Source organism: Exiguobacterium sp. B2(2022) (assembly GCF_028823655.1).
In the GTDB taxonomy this organism is placed as follows: Bacteria; Bacillota; Bacilli; order Exiguobacteriales; family Exiguobacteriaceae; genus Exiguobacterium; species Exiguobacterium aestuarii_A.
The window spans coordinates 59,465-80,056 of record NZ_JAPEHX010000002.1 but is presented as its reverse complement, the minus strand read 5'-3'; the positions used below and the strand labels follow the sequence as shown (position 1 = coordinate 80,056).

Sequence of the window (20,592 nt, the reverse complement as noted above, 5' to 3'; positions counted from 1 at the left end):
CTACGTTCGTAGCTACTTCACGGTTTATTTCTTGAAATGTTGCATTAGTGCGCGTAAAGCTTGCGGTTGAAGGTAAGGACTCTTACCACGTGCCGGTTCTTTATTTGTTTTGAACAAGTAGTCACCTTTTCCAGCCAAGTTTTCACCACCAGAGGTATCCATGACTACGTTTGATGCGACACTATCTGTGACTCGAAGACACAATCTTGCTGCTAAGTTATTTTTAATTGTGGTACTAATAATTTCCGCTTTTGGAGATTGTGTACACACAATCATATGAATACCTGCAGCACGACCCTTTTGACCTAAACGCTTAATTGCAGTTTCAATTCGTTGTGCAAATTCTTTATCTTGCATCATAAAATCAGCAAACTCGTCAAACACTATGACGACGCGTGGTAATACTTCATCAGGACGGTTTTCCTGAATCAATAGTTCGTTATACTCCATTAAGTTCTTCGCAAATGAATCTCTGAACTTACTATAACGACTTTCCATCTCTGCAATCATTACATCTAAATAATCAGCAGATTCCATTAAGTCTAACAATACTTTTTCAGTGTGCTTTACTCCACCAAACATCGAAAACTCAACTTGTTTCGGGTCAATGAATACAAATTGAAGATCTTTCGGCTCGTAAAGACACATCATAGACATGACAATCGAGTTTAAGCTTACACTTTTACCACTTCCGGTGGATCCAGCAACCAACATATGCGGCTCTGTTCCATTAAAATCAACTGTCATAACTTCATTTAAAGGGCTTAATCCAATCGGGACCACGAATCCTTTATCTAAGTCTTCTTTCTTCACGTCGTTACGAACATACTTCATAAATTGAGAGAAAAAGATTGTATCAGGGTCATTCCGATTAATATCGATATTAATCCCATTTCTATCACTAAAAATAGTCGGTGGAGAATCGATTTGTAACCACAAAGGCATGTCTTTCGCTTTCTTCTCAACTGCCGAAATACTTTGATTTGGTGGAATTCTACCAATAATTCGAATGACACTTGCTCCGACTATCGTTCGTTCTACCGTAAACTGAACACCGTTAATTCTTAGTTTCGTCTGTAAAGTATCCGCGTAACGATTTCCAAGTGTCTGAAGGGTTTCATCAAAAGAATCTTCATTAGGTACTTGAACATTTACCAATGCAATATCCTCGGGATATTGGTAGTGAGTTTGATCACTAGACTTCGGCTGGGTAGGATCTACAGAGTCTTTATGATAGTCTATTTCACTAGATTCATCATCAATTACAAGGATATCATCCGGTCGCTGAATTGGACTTATTAAAGTAGGGGCAGTCCAATCGTTTTCATTTGATGTGCTTGAAGATGTGTTGCTTGTATCATCCTCTAAAGGCACCAAATCATCCTCATCATTCTCTGGAATCTCGAGTATCAATTCATCACTCGAGACATTCATTTCTGATAAGATGTAGGATCTAGTAAACGTATGCACAACAATACCATCTTCATCTTCTTTTTCGTAATAATGACCCGGTGATAACTGAACTCTTCCTTCGAAATCAGTATTTTTATTATGAATATATGCATATACTGATTTTGTGAATGAGAAATTGATTTTTGCATTCACGTTATTCTTAAGTTCGTGTAATAGTGCAAGCTCATACTCTTCATATGCTCTCTTATCTTCTAAATGCAATAAGAAGGAGTTGAGATATAACTCACGTTCAAGTGGTGAGTCAAATCGTCTGAAGAATTTCTGAAGAGCTCTTTCACCTGATAATAATTGAACTTTTGCATCTGTGACTTCACTTACATAGCTCTCCTGCTGAATCAGCTTAAGTTCAATTAAATCAAAGTTAATATCATATGTTCCTGTTTCAGATGAATATTGAATAGTTGTTTTTAAAAGATCCGGTCTCTTTTGACGTGTTCTAAACCATTCTAACTCATCACACATATCCCATAGTACTACGTCATTCTGATTTTCATTATTTTGAACAACTGTCAGATATACTGATAAGAACTCGTTTACAAATTTCCCAGGACCTAAAGCACGAAGTACTAAGCTTCCAGATAAGTCTTTTACAATTTTTAGAGACTCATCTACTTTTTGCTCGTCTAAAGTAGTGACTTTCAATTGGTCTTTAAGACGACTATGAAGTCTAGTTCTATAATAATTTGTCTCGACTTCTTTTTCAGATGATCTTCGAATTGAATCCGAAGAAGAAACAAGCACTTTGATTTCTTCTTTACCTGATCGATTCACGTGGTATCGAATAATGTTAGAACCTTCTGCTACTTGTTTCATCAATAGTGGGTCCATAAATTTATCATATGTGATAACCCAATTGAATTTTTCATGTGCCAATTTATACAATGTATTTGTTTCTGTTCGTGTTACAGATAATTTCCCTTTAAGTAATCCAATTTTTTCAGCTTCAATAATTATGCCGTCATTTAGAATGGCTTGCATATTATAAAATTGTTGCATGACTTTAGGCTGAGTTGGAGAAGCATAGTTTAGTAGACGTGTACCTTCTTTAATTGATTTGAATTCACGGTTTTCATAGAAGGTCCATTGCTTATCTTCTAATCCGCACTCTTTGTATGGTTCTGAATAAAACTGATGTGGGATTTTTAAATTATCTTGTTGTCCAAAATAATCGATAAAGACAGCTAAATCAAAATCAAGCATCAGTGAATCTAACTTTTCTTCTAGAGTTTTTGAGTCACTGAACGGTAGAACATTTATTTCAAGTCTAGGGAACTCACCAAATGCATCTACTGCGTTTACGTAATCTTCTTGAGATTGAATCCATTGATTGATTTCATCATAAAGCATTGCAGCCCTAGCTGGGCTATGAATCGTAACATTTAATTTTCTTACATTATCTTTTTTTAGAATTTGTTCGATACTCTTTTTAACAAATTCTAAGTTTGTTACATACAGAAATAAAATGTCTAAACAATCAGCAGTATATGGATAAACGCGTACATAATCATGTGCGACTTTTTCAATCTCTTTTGCAAATGAAGTAGCTTGAGATGCAACACTCTCAATTTCGCCACCTTCAAGATAAGTACCCTGCCCATAGAACTCATCCTGCGCAAACAAATGATTACCTGCTTGTGAAACATAATAAGAAGGCGCCAGGTTAGCAAACGATCCTCTTAAGAATTCTTTGTATTGTTTAAGGTCTTCTACATCTTGAACTTTATTTCGTCCAGTCGAAGTGTCAGATAAATCTTCAATCAATTTGCCGAAATGTACTAATTTATAGCCATATGCAATGAAACGAATTGGATTAAAGATTGATACTACTTTTCGTTCCACTTCAGACTGTTTACTATTTTTTGTTTCAACGATGTTGATTGTTCCCATCTCATTAAGTAACGAATAGATTTTGCGGACTCCATCAACATCTGTTTCAGAACACTTCAAGAAATTTTCTGTCAGTGTTGCAACATTTTTTAAATCATCTGCCGTAATACCTCGTTCTTCATTCAAAACAGCTTGAAGTATCTTAGTATATTCTTGATTAAATTGATCAAACTGTTCGATAGGGTTTAATAATCGCTTATCGGTCAAAGATGTATAAGTTTTTTGTTCATTTAAATATTTTTTAAAGTCCCCTTCAGTAGGAGTACCTCGTTTAATTTCAATGTACTGTAAATAACCATGTTGAATTTGATTGATAAAATTTGTAAAACTATTTCCACTTATCGCTTCTCCTGCATCCACTTTAAAATCAGTCTTAGCAATTGGTTCTTCATTCCGAAGGAGTCGGAGTCTTACTGGTAACGATTCAACTTCTTTTGAAATCTCTTCCGAGCCTTTTAAATGTGATAACACAATCATATTTGATGAAAGCATCGATAAAGACTTTAGATGAAAATTAAAGAAAATTGCTTGTTTCTCTGAAAGTTCTTGATTTTCATCAACAGAAATTTCAAAAGACAAATTCCCTTCAAACTGCTCATGATCAACATCCTCGAGCATTACTAAACTCTCAGCTAATATAGCTTCAAACATATCAATATATTCTGAAGGATTCTCTAACTTATTTTCGATATTTACGACCTTTTTCAAAATTCCTTCTTGTTCCAATTCTTGTTCATATTCTTCTCTAAAATCTCGAATAGCATCGATGTCAGCTTTTGAATTTACAGCTTCAACTCCACGATCAAATCGATTTTCCGCATCAATTTTTTGTTGTTTCAATTGATTTTCTTCTTCGATTGTTTTTGCACTATCAATAGCATTGTTATACTTATCAATTAAAATATCTCGAGCATTATTTAATTTATCTTTCAGGGTATTTGAAACTTTAAACCCAAATATACGCTCTGCGTCTGTGTAAGAAACCATCGAAAGAAAGTCATTGTTCTTTCGTTCAATAAATTGCATAGCCTTCTCCAGAAAATGAACTTCATCGTCAAAGCTCTCCCATAATTCACTGGAGTAATTTGTCTTCTCTTCATTCAACATAAAGTTCTCTACATTTTTCAATAATTTTTCTGAATCAAGATACGTTACCATTGTTTTTCTAAGATGACTTAACAAAAAGTTTTTTCTGAGCTGTTTTCGAAGTGACTCTAAAGACTCAAACTTTAAAAATTCATCTTTAAAAAGTCTAAAGTGAGGAAGTTGTTTCCCAAGAATCGTTTTAAAAGGTTCATCTGAAGAATTTTTTACTTTGATTACATCCTCTAAATATGCAATCAACATAGAGAGTTGTAAATCTAATTCTCCTTTGTGTTGATATGCTCCAATCAATCTCATCAAATCTTTAATTTGATGAGATTCTAAGAACTTTTTCTCAGAAAGTGCTTGATCTAAGCTATCTAGCCCTTCGTCCGAGAGCAATTGAGTTTCATCAATTGAGACGATGTCTTTTAGACTTTGTGCCTCAGGAGTTCTCTCGTTCATTAGAAGAATGAGAGCTTCACTAGACTTTACATTGTTTCTCAACCAAACCCCATTCTCATTTTCGTTTAAAACAAATGAATCAAAACCATCAATTTGCTTAATTGTTCGGATCAATGGATTATAAAAAGTTTTAAAGTGAGCCTCTTCCTCTAATAACGAATTCAGAACGGCTGGGAAATACTCTTCATTAATCCCCTCAATTTTAATGAGTACCTTTTCTGCATTTTTCTTTTTGTGGTCCTTAAGATAATTCAATATATACTGTGCAATCCAATTCCCAACGATTGTTTCTTTATATGATGTACTTACTGACATATTCATAATCTCCTTTGTTTATTTCCGTATTAAGCGAAATAAGGATTTCGGATTAATGCAGTGGCATCAGAATACTCTTGTAATAATCCATTTTGTTTTAACTTTTGTCTCATTTTCTTCTCATTATTTCTAAAGTGAGACAAGTTGATTCCTTCTTTTGAGTAAAGGCCTGATTTTTTCGCCGCACTCTCCCCAATGATGATATTAAATTTATCGTACAATTTATTTAGAAAATCATCATATGGGAGCGACCCATCCCCGTTTAAGGTTGCATATACTAGTGCACTCAATATCTTATCGTTTAGAACATAACGAGCCTTAGCACCCTTTCCAGAGATAATAAATTGACCATCTCGTGCTAAAGTTTTCATTATAGGCAATTGTGATTTAGATAGATCTTCCATATAAAGTTCTGTAATGCGTAACTTCAACATTTTTTTAGCTTTTTTCTTATCTGACACTTCAAGTGCCTCAATCAATTTTTTCTTCTTCGGTGAATGTAAATTTTTCAAATTTAGTTCTTCAAAGAATGATGAATAACCGTCTACTTTTGTTTTTTTGGTTTCATCTAAGCTATTTAACCAAGTTTCAATTTTCTTCTCGGCTATTTCATCAGGAAATACTTCTGCAACACGTTTTTCTACAAATGTTTTATAAGCGTCACTGACAACCGCTTCATGAATTCGATACGCATCTTGAGCCAAAAACTTGATTGACTTATTTTGACCTTCAAAGCAATCAATAAAGTAATGAGTTTTTTCTTGAACAATTTGTTCTGCCTGGTAAATCATATATCGATGAAGCTGAAACGTAATTAAAGAAGTTAAAATATCAAACATTTCGTAAACATCTATTTTTAAAGTCAAAAGTGCATTAAGTTCTTCTGCAAACTCTTGATAAAGCTTTAAGTTAGTAGATGGTAACAGAGGATATTCAGACTTTTCCCATCCGCTAATCAAACCGTCCAATTCGATATCTTTAATTAATGGTGCAGGTTGATCGCTCTTTACTGTAGTATCTTCAGTTGAGGCATACTCCGCAAATGCTTCGTTTATTTGATTAACAACAGTAATCAGCCCACTTGAGTTGGATAACAAACTTTTCATATTTTCTTCGATACTTTCTCGAAGTTCCTTATTATTTAATGTTCCATAATGAAGCATTAAATAATATAACTCTCCGCCCCTAGCGAAAAAGTTTCTTTCGTAGCTATATGTCGGGTTATTCGATTTACCTTTGTCTCTATTCGCTCGAATTTCAGTGAAAAGAAGCGATTCATGAAGTGGATACATCATTTGAGCATACCAAGAACGATCTACCGGCTTACCCATAGGTGTTGTAAGCGGAATCGTCAAGTTCTTGAAAAATACTTGTAAGTCTTCAAGCTGCTTCTCATTAATTCCAAGTTTCTCCCGAATTACATCTTTTTTCTCATTATCAAAAACAGCGATATGACCCTTTGATCCTTCTTTCTCTCCTTCGAAAACAAATTGACGGAATTCAATCATTTTTCGACGATTATAATATTTTCGTTGCAAACTGAATCCTGTCCCCGCCATAACGTTTAAAAATTCTAGTGTGTATTCTGGTCCTCGTTGACCATCTTTAAATCGATGTCCCCATATCTCTGCACCAATTTTACTTGAAAAACTGACTTTTTCTTGTTCCATAAAGTACTCTCCTGTTCTAAAGATTAGTTTTATTAATAGTCATCATCTAAATCTATTTCATCATTTTCAATATCATCTGAAGATTTGATCTCAATAGTTTCTAAAACGAATGCACCTTGTGAATAATCAAATTTTAATATTTGTAGAATGTCTTCATTTTGCTTCTTCATTGGAATAAGTCTGTTTCTGAAGCTGTTTAACAAAATTTCAACATGTTCACGTAATACATTCAACATACCGCCATTGCTAAGTCGCATTAAATATTCGAATGTTACTAAATTAATTTCTAACTCTACATCTTTGATTTTCAAATACAGTAGTGTGCTAGCTTGATCTATATCTTCATTTTTCTCTTGAATAACAAAATCAATTTGATCTATTCCGATAATTTGATGAACTAATAGGCTATCTGATGCGACATATAATTGATTTGATGGAGAATAGACCATACGTTTTGCGAAAAATGTATTCAATCCGTCTACGAGTTTTATTTTTGTGCTGTGTTCAATTTTCCCTTTATGCAAAATCCCAATAAACTCATGGCGGTGACGGTATGGAATCAACTGCTCAACTTTTTTATTGTCTTTATACTCGAAATAGTATTTACGACGCAGTCTTGGGAACCATTTATTCATCAGCTCAACACCGTTTACGTTGTCCCCATTAATGTTAGAGCGATACATTTTTACTTCTTCATAGTAAGCTCCATTTTCGACATCGATACCTTCTTTAAATAAGTTAGAGTGTGATTCTTTCGTTTTATCTTGGTTACTTAGGTCACCATTCAAAATATAGTCGTCAATTAAAGAATCCGAAATATAGCCTGGATCTAGCGATTTAAATTCTTGGATACCGTTAATTTCCTCGAATATCTCTGGTCTTAAATTGTTTCCAAAGAAGTTTTCATAATATGATTTTTTAGCCAATTCATTTATAGCGTCACTATTTGAGGCTTCATGTATGTTTCGACAAGTCATACCTCCCGTTTGAGTATATGCAAGATGAATAAGAAGCTCACGCATCGTCATATGCTTTCCATTCATATCAAGGGACTTGTACATACGCATCATTCGTTTAGGAGTCACTGAATTATTAAGTGCATTATGATTATCATAGATAATACATTTATTACGACTTGAACAAGTTCCACAAATGTCCCAATTCACTTCCTTGTTCCACTCTTCAATAATTTTTTCAGCGTATACAGATGATGATGCGTAAAGTAAGTTATAAACTTTTACTTGTTCTGTCTCTTTGATTTCTTTATTTGGTGACATGAACTGAGGGACAACGTGATTCTTTAAGTCCTTTAACTCTGGGTATTTAATTAATGTATGAGTGAGTTTTCCTTCATTCGCCGCAATTAAGAAGTACAGTTTATGGTTTGCATCGTGTAAGGTTTCTTGCATTTTCTTTAATTCTGAAACGATGACTTCATCTCGTAATTCAGATAAATCTTTAATAATCCGAATTTTATAGTCTTTATATGTAATTTCTTCTATGCCAGATTCTGGCCAACCCTCAAACGGTTCATCCACCAATTGATCATACACATTTCTACAAATTCGCGTTTTCCCATCACCAGCATTACCGGTAATAATTATCGAACGTGGAGAATTTGACAATTCATCAATAATTTTTTGATTAATGTTAGTATCGATACTGTACTCAATTTTTTTTGTATGCTCGTCAAAGATTTTAGAATAGTCAGCTGTAGTTAAGTCATATTGATGCATGAAATCAACAAAAGGATTAATTTGTTCCCTCACGTTCATTTCTCCAAGTTTTTCAGTATCTTGAACTAATTCCTGATTCATATTTGAAGCACTCTCCTGTTCTAGATTGCTATTTTGAGACACCGATTCCTCACTTTTCGGTTCAATTGGTTCAACATATTTCGGCTCAATCATTGGCTCAACCGCTTGTCCAATGTTAGTAAGATCATCTGTCAGTGTTAATTTTTTTGATGATGAATTCTCATGCACATTCTTGATATTAGAGTTTGGTTCGTTATTAATTATCGTTTTCTCAAAATCTGCAATCCATGACTGACCTAATTCTAATAAAATTCCCAAAGCTTCATTTGCTTCTTTTGTCTTGAGATCACGCTTTGTCGCAATATCGCAAATTTCTAAAAAACGAATTCCTTCTTTATAATTTTTCATAGATAAATTATAGTTTGTTTTTAATGCTTTCCACCCATATTGAATAGAGTGAGCCTCAAAATATGACTTTGGTAATAAAGAATATTTGTAGAAACTTCCTAAATCCATCATCCAATTGTATGCAAGTGGGAGGAACAATGATTGCATATAAAAAATTTGTTCAGTCGGATTAAATTCAATCATTCGTTTTACATCACTTAAAGTAAATGTAATTTCACTTTCAGCTACTGAAACTAGGTGGTTCCATACATGATTATTGTCCATACTTATCATCCTTTCAAAACTATCCATTCAAAAAATATAATAAAGTTTCACATTTTCGTTTCTTCCTATTATTGTAATATTAATGTATGGTAAATAAAAGGGGTTGGAAAGGAAAAAACTTTACCAGGTTATTTTTTGGATATGGTTAAAAGCTACTTATCCTATAATATATGTTTCAGAAGTAAGCATTTTTGTTTCTTGTATATTTGCATTCCGTTACTGTAATAATATGAAGATGATAAGGATATGAGGTGTTCTAAATGAATATGAATAATGTTAAAACACAAAAAACCACGAGCCGCCTTGCGCTCGGGGAACTAAACAATAAAGACTATAGCGCAGCAGAACATGGTCGAAAACCTGTTCATGTTGCAATGTTTAGTGGTGGTGCTTCTTCAGCATATGTCGCTTATCATATTGTGCAAAAATACGGTAAAGAAAATTCGATTCTTTTCTTTACTGATACACTATGGGAAGACATGGACAATTATCGTTTCATGGAAGAAGTTGCGGATTATATCGGACTAGACATCACTACAAGTATCGACGGTAGAACCCCTGAAGAAGTATTTTTTGATATGCGTTTTCTCGGAAATTCACGTATGGCAAAATGTTCAGAAGAATTAAAAGTCAGACAGACTATGATCTTCTTAGAAGAATTACGAGATATTCACAATTTGGAGCCAATCTTGTACTTTGGTATCGGTCCGCACGAGCAGCATCGAGCAATTAATCTCCAAAACTTTTATGAACACAATCCAATCGAACCAATCGAAACTCGGTTCCCAATGATTGAAATCTTTAAAGAGGATATGGACGCTAAGACAATTATCCAAAACGAATGGGGCATTAAACTACCTCGAATGTACGACCTTGGCTTTTCACATGCAAACTGTGGAGGTCGCTGTGTACGTGGTGGATTAGGTCACTATGCTCTTCTCTATAAAGTATGGCCAGATCAATATGCAGAGCAAGAAGCTATGGAAGAACGATTCCGTGAGAAATTCCAAAAGGACGTATCTATTCTCAAACGGAATGGTGGACCATTTACATTACGTGAATATCGCGAAATGATGGAGCGAGATGGAGTTGATGCTTATCTTGCTGAAAAAGATGACACGATTCCTTGTGTGTGTTCGTTTTCATAATATAAAGCAGACAGACGTATATTTAATACGCTTGTCTGCTTTTTCAATAGTTTACTTCAATCCACCTCAAACGCCTTCACATACGCCACATGATCCAACATCACAATCAACTCGTCATCAAATTGCACGAATCCATCACTCGCATGTCGAAACGCCTGAAAAATTGACTCTAATGCCTCATATCGTGTGTCAGCTTCAAGCATATACGTCAGTACTTCTTCATTGATCAAATGAAATTCGATTTCGAATGATTTCATGTTCTCTCCTCCTCACGTACTTACATTCCCTATTCCTCTAACTGATCCAACACTTCCGTCACAATAACCCCCGTGTCCCCAACTTTCCCTAAATCTTCTACGGTCGGGTCTTCATACGCCAGTACGTGAAACTCCTGCTCGATTGTACGGATGACATAATGAGAGAGCGTCCCCCGCTCGCTGTTCACTCGATTTGTTCCCATTCCTTCATGTACGTATGACATGAAACGAGAAGTCTTCAGCTTCACGATTGGGTGGTCGTTCCATAATCCTTCTTCCTTCAGACCGTGCTCTTCAAGTGTTCCAAGAAAGAGCGCATACTGTTCGAACCGAATCCGGATACGATCGCGCTCAGCGTCCCATGTGAGAAGCATCGTCGGGTCCGAAGCTCCAAAGAACGTCCACTCTAGAGGATAATACGCCTCATTCTTCATTTGAAAGGATTCCGTGTCGAGTACGTAATCCGTTGCCGTCATGAGATTGTATAGATCAATCATTCATTCGCCCCCTCATCAAAAAGCGATGCCTCACGACATCGCCTTTCTCCTCAATAAAAGATATACCACAGCGCCGCTGCCACTAAGAACAGCCCGGCCCCGATGAACAAGATTTTTGCCAATCGTTCGTATACCATGTCTTCACCTCACCAATGCCGCGCCGACGACGAGGGAGACCCCGATCGACAGCAAGAAAGCCAACAACCCGACGGCGATATTTCCTTTTTGAATCTCTTCGTTCACTTTCAGCGTCGGTGTCAAAAATTCAAACAACCAGTATGTCGCGAGGAGCAAGATGAAGCCGAATCCTCCACCGACGAAAATGTCGATCGTGCTATCATGATAGCTCTCGACCACACGGAAGATGTTGGCGAGACCGACAATCTTCCCACCTGTCGCCAAAGCGACGGCGATATTTCCTTTTTGAATCTCGCGCCAATTGCTGTATGGCGTCGTCACCTCGAAGATGGCAAGGCCGACGATAATCATCAGTCCTGCCATCGAATAGAGGCCGAACGATTCCAGCATGACGGCAAACGTAATCGTACCCATTCCCCGACTCCCCTTACTTCAGTTCGACGACCGTGACACCGAGTCCACCTTCACCCATTCCTCCTGGGCGTTGACTCTTCACGTGACGATGTCCTTTTAAAAATTCTTGTGTCGCCTGACGCATCGCTCCTGTACCTAAACCATGGATGATGCGGACGTTGTCATAGCCTGACACGAGTGCTTCATCGATATACTTATCTAGACGCATGAGACCCTCCTCGACACGGACGCCGCGGAGGTCGAGCTCGGACTTCGTCGAACTCTGACGTTTGAGCGAGCTCCCTTTCGATTGAAGCGGCTTCTCTTTCGATGGACCGATCTTCTGAAGGTCGTCCGCTTTGACGTTCACTTTCATGATGCCGACTTGGACGTTGTACTCGTTGTCGTTGATTTGTTTCACGATGTAGCCTTTTTGGTTGAACGTCGTCACTTTCACTTCTTCGCCTTTACTGAACGTACGTTTCTGTTGGGCTTTTTGTTTCACTTTTTGGATCTTTTTATCTTGAAGCGTCGGTTTGGCCGACTCGAGCTCTTTCTTCGCCGCGATAATCTCGTGCTCTTTGACGATGCCCTGCTCCCGAAGCTTCTTCAAGCGGTCGATGACTTCGTTCGCCTGACGCTTCGCCTGTTCGACGGCCTTCTCGGCTTTTGCCTCGGCCGCGCTGTACAAGTTGTCGCGTTCGCGTTCGAATTCGGTCATCTTCGCTTCAAACGCTGCCTGTTCTTCTTCGAAGTCATGGCGTTTGACGAGGAGTTCTTGCTCAAGCTGTTCGGCGCGTTGTTTCGCCGCTTCGAGCTCGTTGATCATTGATTCGACCGACTCGGCGTCACTACCAACGTGGCTACGTGCCTTGTCGATGACTTGCTCGGACAGTCCGAGGCGACGGCTGATCTCGAAAGCGTTCGAGCGACCCGGCACACCAATCAAGAGGCGGTACGTCGGGCTGAGCGATTCAATATCAAACTCCATCGAGGCGTTCATGACACCCTCACGATTATAGGCGTATGCCTTCAGTTCCGAGTAGTGCGTCGTCGCCGCGACACGTGCCCCGCGACGTTTCACTTCATCGAGAATCGCGATGGCGAGGGCAGCCCCTTCTTGCGGGTCCGTCCCGGCACCAAGCTCATCAAAGAGGACGAGTGACATGAAGTCGATCTTGTCGAGCATGCCGACGATGTTCGTCATGTGCGAGCTGAACGTCGAGAGACTCTGTTCAATCGATTGCTCATCGCCGATATCGGCATAGACGGCGTCAAACACAGAAAGCTCTGTCCCGAATTCTGCCGGCACGTAGAGACCTGACTGCACCATCAACTGGAGGAGTCCAATCGTCTTCAATGTGACCGTCTTCCCGCCGGTGTTCGGTCCGGTGATGACGAGTGACGTATAGTCTTCCCCGAGCTCGACCGTGATCGGCACGACCTCATCTTTCGGGATGAACGGGTGACGTGCTTGTTTCAACTTAATCTCCCGGTTGTCGTTCAACTTCGGCTCGGTCGCTTTCATCTCTTGTCCGTAAGCGACTTTCGCAAAGATAAAGTCGAGTTCGGCCAATACGTCGAGGTTCGTCATGATCGCATCATGAACCCCACCGACTTCGTTCGAGAGCGCACTCAAAATTCGATCAATCTCAGCGCGTTCCTTCAAGCGAACTTCTTGAATCTCGTTATTGATGGAGACGATGGCTTGCGGCTCGATGAAGAGCGTCTGACCAGAAGCCGACTGGTCATGGACAATCCCGCCGAACGCTTGACGGTACTCTTGTTTGACCGGCACGACATAGCGGTCGTTTCGAATCGTGACGATGGCGTCTGAAAGCATCTTCGCGTTGTTGCGGAGGATGTTGTCGATTCGTGAACGGACACTACCTTCAAAGCTTCGGAGCTGTGTCCGAAGTCCTCGAAGTTGTGAGCTCGCTGAGTCTTGGACCGTCCCCTGGTCATCGATCGCATGACGAATCGACTGCTCGACCTCGATGAGCTTCGTCAACTTGTCCGCATACTCATCAAGACGCGGGATCCGAATCTCTTCGTTGTCCTCGTGCAGCTTCTCGAAGAAGTTCTTCACTTGACGCCCGCCATACATGACGGCGGCGACGGCAAGCAGTTCGCTCGTCGAGAGGACCGAGCCGATGGCAGCCCGCTTCACTTCCGCGCGGACGTCTGTGAGCCCACCGAGCGGCAGACGGTCACGGAGACGCACGACCTCGGTCGCCTCTTTCGTCACGTTCAAATTCGAGAGTACCCGGTCGTACGAGTAGTCGGGTTGCATCTTGAGCGCCAAATCTTTCCCGAGCGAGCTCGACGCGTGGCTGGCAAGCTGTTGGCGCAATTTTTCATATTCTAATACGCGTAACGCGTGGTCCATCTAGCATGTTCCTTTCTATCGCTTCGCCGCGAAGAACGCCTTGGCGTCTTCAAACGAGAAGCAGTTGATAATATCCGATGGTTCGAGATAGGCTTTCCGAGCGTGTAACACGCCGAGTGCCATATCTTCCATCATGTCTGGGTGGTGTGTGTCGGTGTTGATCATTACTTTGACGCCCGCCGCCTTCGCCTTCTTCAGCGTCGATGCCGTCAAATCGAGGCGGTTCGGGTTCGCGTTCAATTCGAGCGCTGTCCCCGTCTCTTTTGCAAGCGCAATCAACTTGTCCTCGTCAATCGGATAACCGTCCCGGCGACCGATGAGTCGTCCCGTCGGATGCGCGATCACGTTGACGTATGGGGAACGGCAGGCGTTCTCGAGACGTGCCATGATTTCGTCGACGGATTGGTCCATCTTCGAATGGATGGAGGCGACGACATAGTCGAGCGTCTCTAAAAATTCTGGTTCATAGTCGAGCGTTCCATCAGGACGGATATCCATCTCGACGCCACGCAACACGTTCATCTCATGTGTCTTTGCAGCTTCGCGGATCTCCTCACCTTGTGCCTCGAGTCGTTCTTCGGTCAAACCGTTGACGAACGTCAAATACTTCCCGTGGTCGGTGATGGCCATCCACTCATAGCCGCGCCCTTTCATCGCCACGACGATCTCATCGACGGTCAACTTCCCGTCCGACCAGACCGTGTGCATATGCGCGTCTGCCTTGATGTCCTTGAGTGTGACCAGTTTTGATAAGTCGTGCTCGAACTCGGCGTGTCCTTCCCGAAGTTCAGGTGGGATGAAGGGGAGACCGTACCGTTCGAACAGTTCTTCTTCCGTTTCCGGTTGCCACAGCCCGTCTGCCGTTTCGACTCCGTACTCCGAAATCGACTCTCCTTTTGCTTTCGCGAGTTGGCGCATGCGGACGTTGTGGTCTTTTGAGCCTGTGAAATGATGAAGCGTCGCGGCGAATGCGCCCGGTTCGACCATACGGAAGTCGACCGACACCATTTCCTCACGTTCGAGGACGAGCGATACTTTCGTCTCCCCTGCCGCGATTACTTCATTGATGAACGGCAAGGCGAGCAACTTCTCTCGAAGCGCGACCGGTTCCTCGGTCGCAATGATAAAGTCGAGGTCTTTACATGTCTCCTCTGCCCGGCGGAAGCTTCCCCCGACCGAATGACGTAAGACGAGCTCTTCTTTCTCCAATACGTCGTTGATTTCTTCGACAATCGGTCGCATGACCGCATAGGCCAATCGTTCCGGACGCGACTCGAGGTTCTTCGCTGCGGCGAGTAGCTTCTCGACACTTTTCGCTCCGAATCCCGGGAGCGATGCCGCCGTCCCGTCTTCAAGCACACGGATGAGGGACTCTAAGTCGACGACCCCGACTTCACGGAGTTTGGCGAGTTTCTTCCCGCCGAGTCCTTGAATTTTCAAAAGCTTCATCAAGCCGAACGGGATCTCTTCCTGAAGCGCCTCGAGCACTTCGCTGCGACCTGTATCCCGATACTCTTCAAGGACGGCCGCCGTTCCTTTGCCAATCCCTGAGATGGACGTCAAATCGTCGATGTCCTCGAGTTCAAGGTCCGTATTCTCTAGAGCCGTTGCGGCCTTACGGAACGCATTGATTTTAAACGGGTTTTCCCCTTTGATCTCCATATATTGCGCGATCTTCTCGAGCAACATCATCGCTTCTACTTTATTCATATGCTTCCCCCTCTTCACACAGAAAAGACCGAGATACAAGCACTAGCTTGCATTCCGGCCTGTCGTGTCACAACATCTTATTTGAAAACCAATCTGATAGATATGGCGTGTCTTGAATGATAAATGTCGCAAGCGACGAATTGTCGACGGCATTTTGAACGCCTGCCATCGGCACGAACGCAATCACCCAAAGGATGAAGAATGTGATGACATATGCCTCGAAGAATCCGAGGACTGCTCCGATCAACCCTTTTAATTGGCGCAAGATCGGCAAGTCTGTCAAGAAGTCGAGCATCGCCAAGATGAGATGCAAGACAAGTTTCGTGATGAGGAACAAGACGACGAACCAAAAGACGTTATAAAACGTCATCTCAATCCCTGAAAGCGAGTTGAGGTCCAATACGCCGCCAGGGAGCGTTCCATCAAGCTGAGACGGATACGGGATCCAGAGCTTGAACGCTTCGGCTAAATCTTTATAGTACGTGTTGGCGACGAGAAAACTAATGATGAGCGCGACCCAATGGCCGAGCTGTAGAATCGCGCCACGACGGAAGCCGTTGACGATTCCAATAAACAAGAAAAACAGTATAAGTAGCGTAACCATGGATTGATTTATTCTCCCATATTTCGTTTAGTTTTGACGTGGTCGCTCGCGATTTGAATCGCAGCCAAGACCGCCGCCTGACGAGCATCTAAATGAGGGGATTGTTCACGAATCTCGCGGATCTTACTGTCGACCAAAAAGCCTACTTCCCTCACATGATCAGCGGGTTCTTCGCTCACGATCGTATAGTCTTGACCCGCAATGTGAATCGTTGTTCGTTGTAACTGCACGCGCACCCCTCCTTTACGTCTGTCAGCATTAATCATAACATCGTTTTTATATTAGGAAAAGGAGAAGCCCCTTCCCTTGATATGTACAACATTTTCTATTACCCTTCTATGAAGTTGTCAAACGTCTTTCTTTAGAAAAATTAAAAGAGATGGTGGCATCATTTCGTAAAATGTGCGAAAATATCAACTATTCAAACAAACAGAAAGGGTGATTGATTTGAAATTACGCATTGGCCTCTTAGGTCGCATCATCATCGCGATCGCTTTCGGGATTCTGCTCGGGAGCATCGTACCAGAAAGTCAGAACTGGATCGTTCGGACGTTCGTGACGTTCAACACGGTCTTCGGGCAGTTCTTAGGCTTCGCCATCCCACTGATCATTCTTGCTTTCATCATCCCAGGAATCGGGGAACTTGGTAAAGGAGCAGGAAAGTTAGTCGGACTCACAGCACTCATCGCTTACGCTTCAACAGTTGTCGCAGGGACGCTCGCATACTTTGCGACGAGCAACTTGTTCCCGCAAATTTTGTCACGGTCGACGGAAGGAGCCGAAAACCCAGAAGAAGCCTTATTGAAAGGGTTCATGGAATTTGAGATTCCACCGGTATTCGGTGTCATGACCGCACTCATTTTAGCTTTCGTCATCGGGATCGGGATTGCCGCAATCGAAAGCAAACGGTCACTCGACCTCGCCATGGATTTCCGCGATATCATCGAGCTCTTAATCAGTAAAGTCATTATTCCATTACTCCCATTCCACATCGCCGGAATTTTCATGAACATGACGTACGCTGGTCAGGTCGCTGAGATCCTCTCGGTGTTCTCGCTCGTCTTCGTCACAATCATCGTTCTTCATTTGACGATGCTTATGATTCAATATTCAATCGCAGGTGGTCTCAACAAAGAGAATCCGTTCAAGTTGCTCAAGACGATGATGCCGGCTTACTTCACAGCCATCGGGACGCAATCATCGGCTGCGACAATTCCAGTCACGCTTCGCCAAGCGAAGTTGAACAATACGGATGAGGGTGTCGCGAACTTCGTCATCCCGCTCTCGGCAACAATCCACTTGTCAGGCTCGACGATTACACTCACGTCGGTCGGTGTCGCGCTCATGTACTTGAACGGCATGCCGATGTCATACGCGATCGTCCTTCCATTCATCCTCGCACTCGGTGTGACGATGATTGCAGCACCTGGTGTTCCAGGTGGAGCCGTTATGGCATCTCTCGGATTGTTCGGCTCGATCCTCGGGTTCGACGCGACGATGCAAAGCTTGGTCATAGCACTCTACTTGGCGCAAGATAGCTTCGGGACAGCTACAAACGTCACAGGCGACGGTGCCATCGCAAAAATTATCCACTACTTCAAACACAACACGAAACTTCTCGACAACACAGCGTCGAAGCAAGAAGATATCGCATAACGTACAACGCATAAACGGGCAAGCCATCAGGTTTGTCCGTTTTTGTCTACATCGAATAGGAGAGATACATATGGAATGGATTGAATGGAAAGACCCGAATCACTTCGCTGACCGCGTCATGGACGCATTGTTAAAAGAAGAAGCCAAGAACAGCTTAATGATCGGCGTATTGAATAACGTGATTCAAGGCGTCTATGAGACGTTTCATCAATTCACCGTCGAAGAGAATGGTGAACTCCTCGCCATCCTTCAAGTGACACCGCCCCATCCGCTCCATTACATTGTCGTGGACACGGAACAAGAGGAAGAACTCCCTGCCTTCATCATCCCGCACCTTCTCGAAAACGAGATCTCGTTCATCGAGGTGGTCTCAGAACGTAAGCAAGCCGAACGGTTCGGGAAAGCGTGGCAAGAAATCACATCTGGGACGAGTGAGATGTTCATGTCACAAGGTCTTTATCGACTCGACGAGGTGGAAGACATCGAGATGGCGAACGGTCACATGCGAAAAGCGACAACAGCCGATCAAGCACAACTCGAATCCTGGTATAGCGCCTTTGAAGCCGAGTCGGGACTTCGCTCTTCACCTCCTGAAAAAGTGACGAAAGCAATCGACACGATGCTCAAGAATGATGACGCCGTGTTCTGGGAAGTCGATGGACAGCTTGTCTCGTGTGCGAAACGCTCACGTCCGACCGAGAACGGCATCACCGTCTCGTTCGTCTATACGTCACCTGACGCACGTGGAAGAGGTTACGCGCGAAGTCTCGTTGCAGACCTTAGCCGCCAGTTACTCGAGACGAAATCGTTCTGTGTCCTCTATACGGACTTGACGAACCCGACCTCAAACAAAATCTATCAAGAAGTCGGGTATGAACAGATCATGGACTCTGCCTGGGTCCGACTCGCTAGATGAAACGAATCGCCTCCCCTATACTATTAGGTGGAGGCGATTTTTCATGGCTAGATTCCGAATTGTTTTACGTGCACTTGGCGTGGCACTCCTTCTTTATATGTTAATCGTCGGTGGACAGAGCGTCCTTGATGACCCGAACATCGATACGCTATGGCTCAGTGTCATCGGTGCCGCACTCCTGACGTTTATCGTGTATCAGGCAACAAAAAAGTGATCGACGCGTTCGTCGATCACTATCTTTGTGTTGATTAGAAGAATGATGCTGGGTTGACTGTGCCACCAGCGCTTGATGATGACCATGAGTAACCGCCACGGTGAATCTCGAAGTGAAGGTGTGAACCTGTCGAGTTCCCTGTGCTACCCATGCCGCCAAGGTTTTGACCTTGTGACACGCGTTGACCTGCTTTAACTGAGACCGAGCTCATGTGTGCGTATACTGTCGTCCACACTTGTCCGTTGATGACGTGTGTGATCATGACGTGGTTTCCGTATGCGCCACCCCATCCAGCTCGTGTGACTGTACCAGTAGCTGCTGCATAGATTGGCGTACCAACTCCTGCAGCGATATCAAGACCGTTGTGGAATGTGTAGCCGTTTACGCCGCTCGCTGGTCCCCATCCTTGTGTGAGGCGACCGCTTGCCGGACGTTGGAACATCCCGCCGCTCGCTGGTGCTGATGCTACAGGTGTTGACACTGAAGCGCTAGAACCACTGTTGCTTGAGCTTGCACTTTGTTGCTTCTTAGCAGCTGCTGCTTCTGCCGCTGCGCGACGTGCTTCTTCTTCAGCACGACGTTGTGCTTCGATTTCTGCTTGAATCGCTTTCTCTTGAGCTTTGAGCGTATCTTCCATCTCTTGTAGGCTCATGAGTTTTGATTCGAATTTCACTTTTTCAGCTTCGAGTTTCTTGATTTTCGCTGCGCGCTCTTTCATTTTTTGATCGAGCTCTTTTTGGCGTTTTTCAAGTTCTTCTTTTTGCTTCACGAGTGAATCGCGTTCTGCTTTTAATTCAGCTTGCGCTTTTGCAAGTTTTTCTTTCGTTGCTTCATATTCTTCGAAGATCTGTTGGTCGTTCTCTTGTATCGTACCAGCTGTGATCATACGCGTGATCAAGTCACCGAAGTCTTTTGAACCAAAGATGAACTCAGCCCAGTTGACTGACGAGCCACCGTTCTTTTGCATCGTCGCCATACGGTCTTTCATGAGTTCCTCTTGTGCTTTCATTTTTGCTTCGTATTTTTTGATTTGCTCTTGAAGCTTTTGAATTTTTTCTTCAGTTGCACGGATCTCAGCTTTTTTCTGAGCGACATCGTTGATGACGTCTTGGAGTTCAGCATCTAACTTGTTGATTTCTTGTTGCTCTTTGCTGATGGCTTGCTCACGTGATTGAATCGAAGAGTTTGCTTTCGACTGCTCGCTGCTATTCTTTTGTCGTTGTTCTTGTACTTTCTTCTGCTTCTCTGTAAGTGAGGCTGCATAAGTCGGTGACGTTCCGCCGATCAAGAGTGCGCCTAGAGTGACTGTGGCTGCAAATTTCTTCAAGTTACCCAATGTGCTTCCCTC

The 20,592-nt window shown here is 42.3% G+C and carries 15 protein-coding genes; 4 read left to right on the top strand and 11 right to left on the bottom strand.

Translation table 11 applies throughout. The features are described from left to right. Positions 1-24: 24 nt before the first annotated feature. From ON063_RS00945 to ON063_RS00935, 3 genes are read right to left on the bottom strand one after another with little or no spacing between them, the layout of a single operon-like run. Positions 25-5,223, bottom strand: coding sequence for an FtsK/SpoIIIE domain-containing protein (locus tag ON063_RS00945; RefSeq protein WP_274663932.1), 5,199 nt, complete (start codon positions 5,221-5,223; stop codon positions 25-27). Between the two features lie 29 nt (positions 5,224-5,252). Next, positions 5,253-6,893 (bottom strand): hypothetical protein, encoded by a 1,641-nt coding sequence (locus ON063_RS00940; RefSeq protein WP_274663931.1) that lies wholly within the window; start codon positions 6,891-6,893, stop codon positions 5,253-5,255. A 32-nt stretch (positions 6,894-6,925) separates the two neighbouring features. Further along, the gene (locus ON063_RS00935; protein WP_274663930.1) at positions 6,926-9,322 is read right to left on the bottom strand and encodes a hypothetical protein; all 2,397 of its coding nucleotides are present in this window, start codon (positions 9,320-9,322) and stop codon (positions 6,926-6,928) included. Between the two features lie 260 nt (positions 9,323-9,582). Here ON063_RS00935 and ON063_RS00930 point away from each other — a divergent pair, with 260 nt between their 5' ends. Next, complete coding sequence (locus ON063_RS00930) at positions 9,583-10,470, top strand: phosphoadenosine phosphosulfate reductase domain-containing protein (RefSeq protein WP_274663929.1); 888 nt, start codon at positions 9,583-9,585, stop codon at positions 10,468-10,470. A gap of 56 nt (positions 10,471-10,526) precedes the next feature. On the opposite strand, the gene ON063_RS00925 is transcribed toward ON063_RS00930, so the two are convergent. From ON063_RS00925 to zapA, 7 genes are all read right to left on the bottom strand, one after another. Continuing rightward, complete coding sequence (locus ON063_RS00925) at positions 10,527-10,727, bottom strand: hypothetical protein (protein ID WP_274663928.1); 201 nt, start codon at positions 10,725-10,727, stop codon at positions 10,527-10,529. Positions 10,728-10,756: 29 nt separating this feature from the next. After that, positions 10,757-11,224, bottom strand: coding sequence for a hypothetical protein (locus tag ON063_RS00920; protein WP_274663927.1), 468 nt, complete (start codon positions 11,222-11,224; stop codon positions 10,757-10,759). Between the two features lie 141 nt (positions 11,225-11,365). Next, entirely contained in the window at positions 11,366-11,776 is a 411-nt protein-coding gene (locus tag ON063_RS00915) for a DUF350 domain-containing protein (protein ID WP_274663926.1), read from the bottom strand. 13 nt (positions 11,777-11,789) lie between these two features. After that, positions 11,790-14,144: an endonuclease MutS2 gene (locus ON063_RS00910; RefSeq protein ID WP_274663925.1), complete on the bottom strand. Its 2,355-nt coding sequence runs from the start codon at positions 14,142-14,144 to the stop codon at positions 11,790-11,792. A 15-nt stretch (positions 14,145-14,159) separates the two neighbouring features. Then, the gene (gene polX / locus ON063_RS00905; RefSeq protein WP_274663924.1) at positions 14,160-15,854 is read right to left on the bottom strand and encodes a DNA polymerase/3'-5' exonuclease PolX; all 1,695 of its coding nucleotides are present in this window, start codon (positions 15,852-15,854) and stop codon (positions 14,160-14,162) included. 67 nt (positions 15,855-15,921) lie between these two features. Further along, positions 15,922-16,458, bottom strand: a complete 537-nt coding sequence (locus tag ON063_RS00900; RefSeq protein WP_074032727.1) for a CvpA family protein — start codon at positions 16,456-16,458, stop codon at positions 15,922-15,924. Positions 16,459-16,466: 8 nt separating this feature from the next. Beyond that, positions 16,467-16,688 (bottom strand): cell division protein ZapA, encoded by a 222-nt coding sequence (gene zapA / locus ON063_RS00895; RefSeq protein WP_015881047.1) that lies wholly within the window; start codon positions 16,686-16,688, stop codon positions 16,467-16,469. 217 nt (positions 16,689-16,905) lie between these two features. On the opposite strand from zapA, the gene ON063_RS00890 reads away from it, so the two are divergent. From ON063_RS00890 to ON063_RS00880, 3 genes are all read left to right on the top strand, one after another. Beyond that, entirely contained in the window at positions 16,906-18,114 is a 1,209-nt protein-coding gene (locus ON063_RS00890) for a dicarboxylate/amino acid:cation symporter (RefSeq protein ID WP_224860322.1), read from the top strand. A gap of 70 nt (positions 18,115-18,184) precedes the next feature. Continuing rightward, the gene (locus ON063_RS00885) at positions 18,185-19,030 is read left to right on the top strand and encodes a GNAT family N-acetyltransferase (protein WP_274663923.1); all 846 of its coding nucleotides are present in this window, start codon (positions 18,185-18,187) and stop codon (positions 19,028-19,030) included. 43 nt (positions 19,031-19,073) lie between these two features. Next, positions 19,074-19,244, top strand: coding sequence for a hypothetical protein (locus ON063_RS00880; protein WP_214695154.1), 171 nt, complete (start codon positions 19,074-19,076; stop codon positions 19,242-19,244). 34 nt (positions 19,245-19,278) lie between these two features. Here ON063_RS00880 and ON063_RS00875 read toward each other — a convergent pair whose 3' ends face one another. After that, complete coding sequence (locus tag ON063_RS00875) at positions 19,279-20,580, bottom strand: murein hydrolase activator EnvC family protein (RefSeq protein WP_274663922.1); 1,302 nt, start codon at positions 20,578-20,580, stop codon at positions 19,279-19,281. Positions 20,581-20,592 lie beyond the last annotated feature (12 nt).

What these genes read in the sequence shown, in the direction of transcription:
- ON063_RS00945 (WP_274663932.1), bottom strand. Translation starts at nt 5,223, where the DNA reads ATGTCAGTAAGTACATCATATAAAGAAACAATCGTTGGGAATTGGATT.
- ON063_RS00940 (WP_274663931.1), bottom strand. Translation starts at nt 6,893, where the DNA reads ATGGAACAAGAAAAAGTCAGTTTTTCAAGTAAAATTGGTGCAGAGATA.
- ON063_RS00935 (WP_274663930.1), bottom strand. Translation starts at nt 9,322, where the DNA reads ATGGACAATAATCATGTATGGAACCACCTAGTTTCAGTAGCTGAAAGT.
- ON063_RS00930 (WP_274663929.1), top strand. Translation starts at nt 9,583, where the DNA reads ATGAATATGAATAATGTTAAAACACAAAAAACCACGAGCCGCCTTGCG.
- ON063_RS00925 (WP_274663928.1), bottom strand. Translation starts at nt 10,727, where the DNA reads ATGAAATCATTCGAAATCGAATTTCATTTGATCAATGAAGAAGTACTG.
- ON063_RS00920 (WP_274663927.1), bottom strand. Translation starts at nt 11,224, where the DNA reads ATGATTGATCTATACAATCTCATGACGGCAACGGATTACGTACTCGAC.
- ON063_RS00915 (WP_274663926.1), bottom strand. Translation starts at nt 11,776, where the DNA reads ATGGGTACGATTACGTTTGCCGTCATGCTGGAATCGTTCGGCCTCTAT.
- ON063_RS00910 (WP_274663925.1), bottom strand. Translation starts at nt 14,144, where the DNA reads ATGGACCACGCGTTACGCGTATTAGAATATGAAAAATTGCGCCAACAG.
- polX (WP_274663924.1), bottom strand. Translation starts at nt 15,854, where the DNA reads ATGAATAAAGTAGAAGCGATGATGTTGCTCGAGAAGATCGCGCAATAT.
- ON063_RS00900 (WP_074032727.1), bottom strand. Translation starts at nt 16,458, where the DNA reads ATGGTTACGCTACTTATACTGTTTTTCTTGTTTATTGGAATCGTCAAC.
- ON063_RS00885 (WP_274663923.1), top strand. Translation starts at nt 18,185, where the DNA reads ATGGAATGGATTGAATGGAAAGACCCGAATCACTTCGCTGACCGCGTC.
- ON063_RS00880 (WP_214695154.1), top strand. Translation starts at nt 19,074, where the DNA reads ATGGCTAGATTCCGAATTGTTTTACGTGCACTTGGCGTGGCACTCCTT.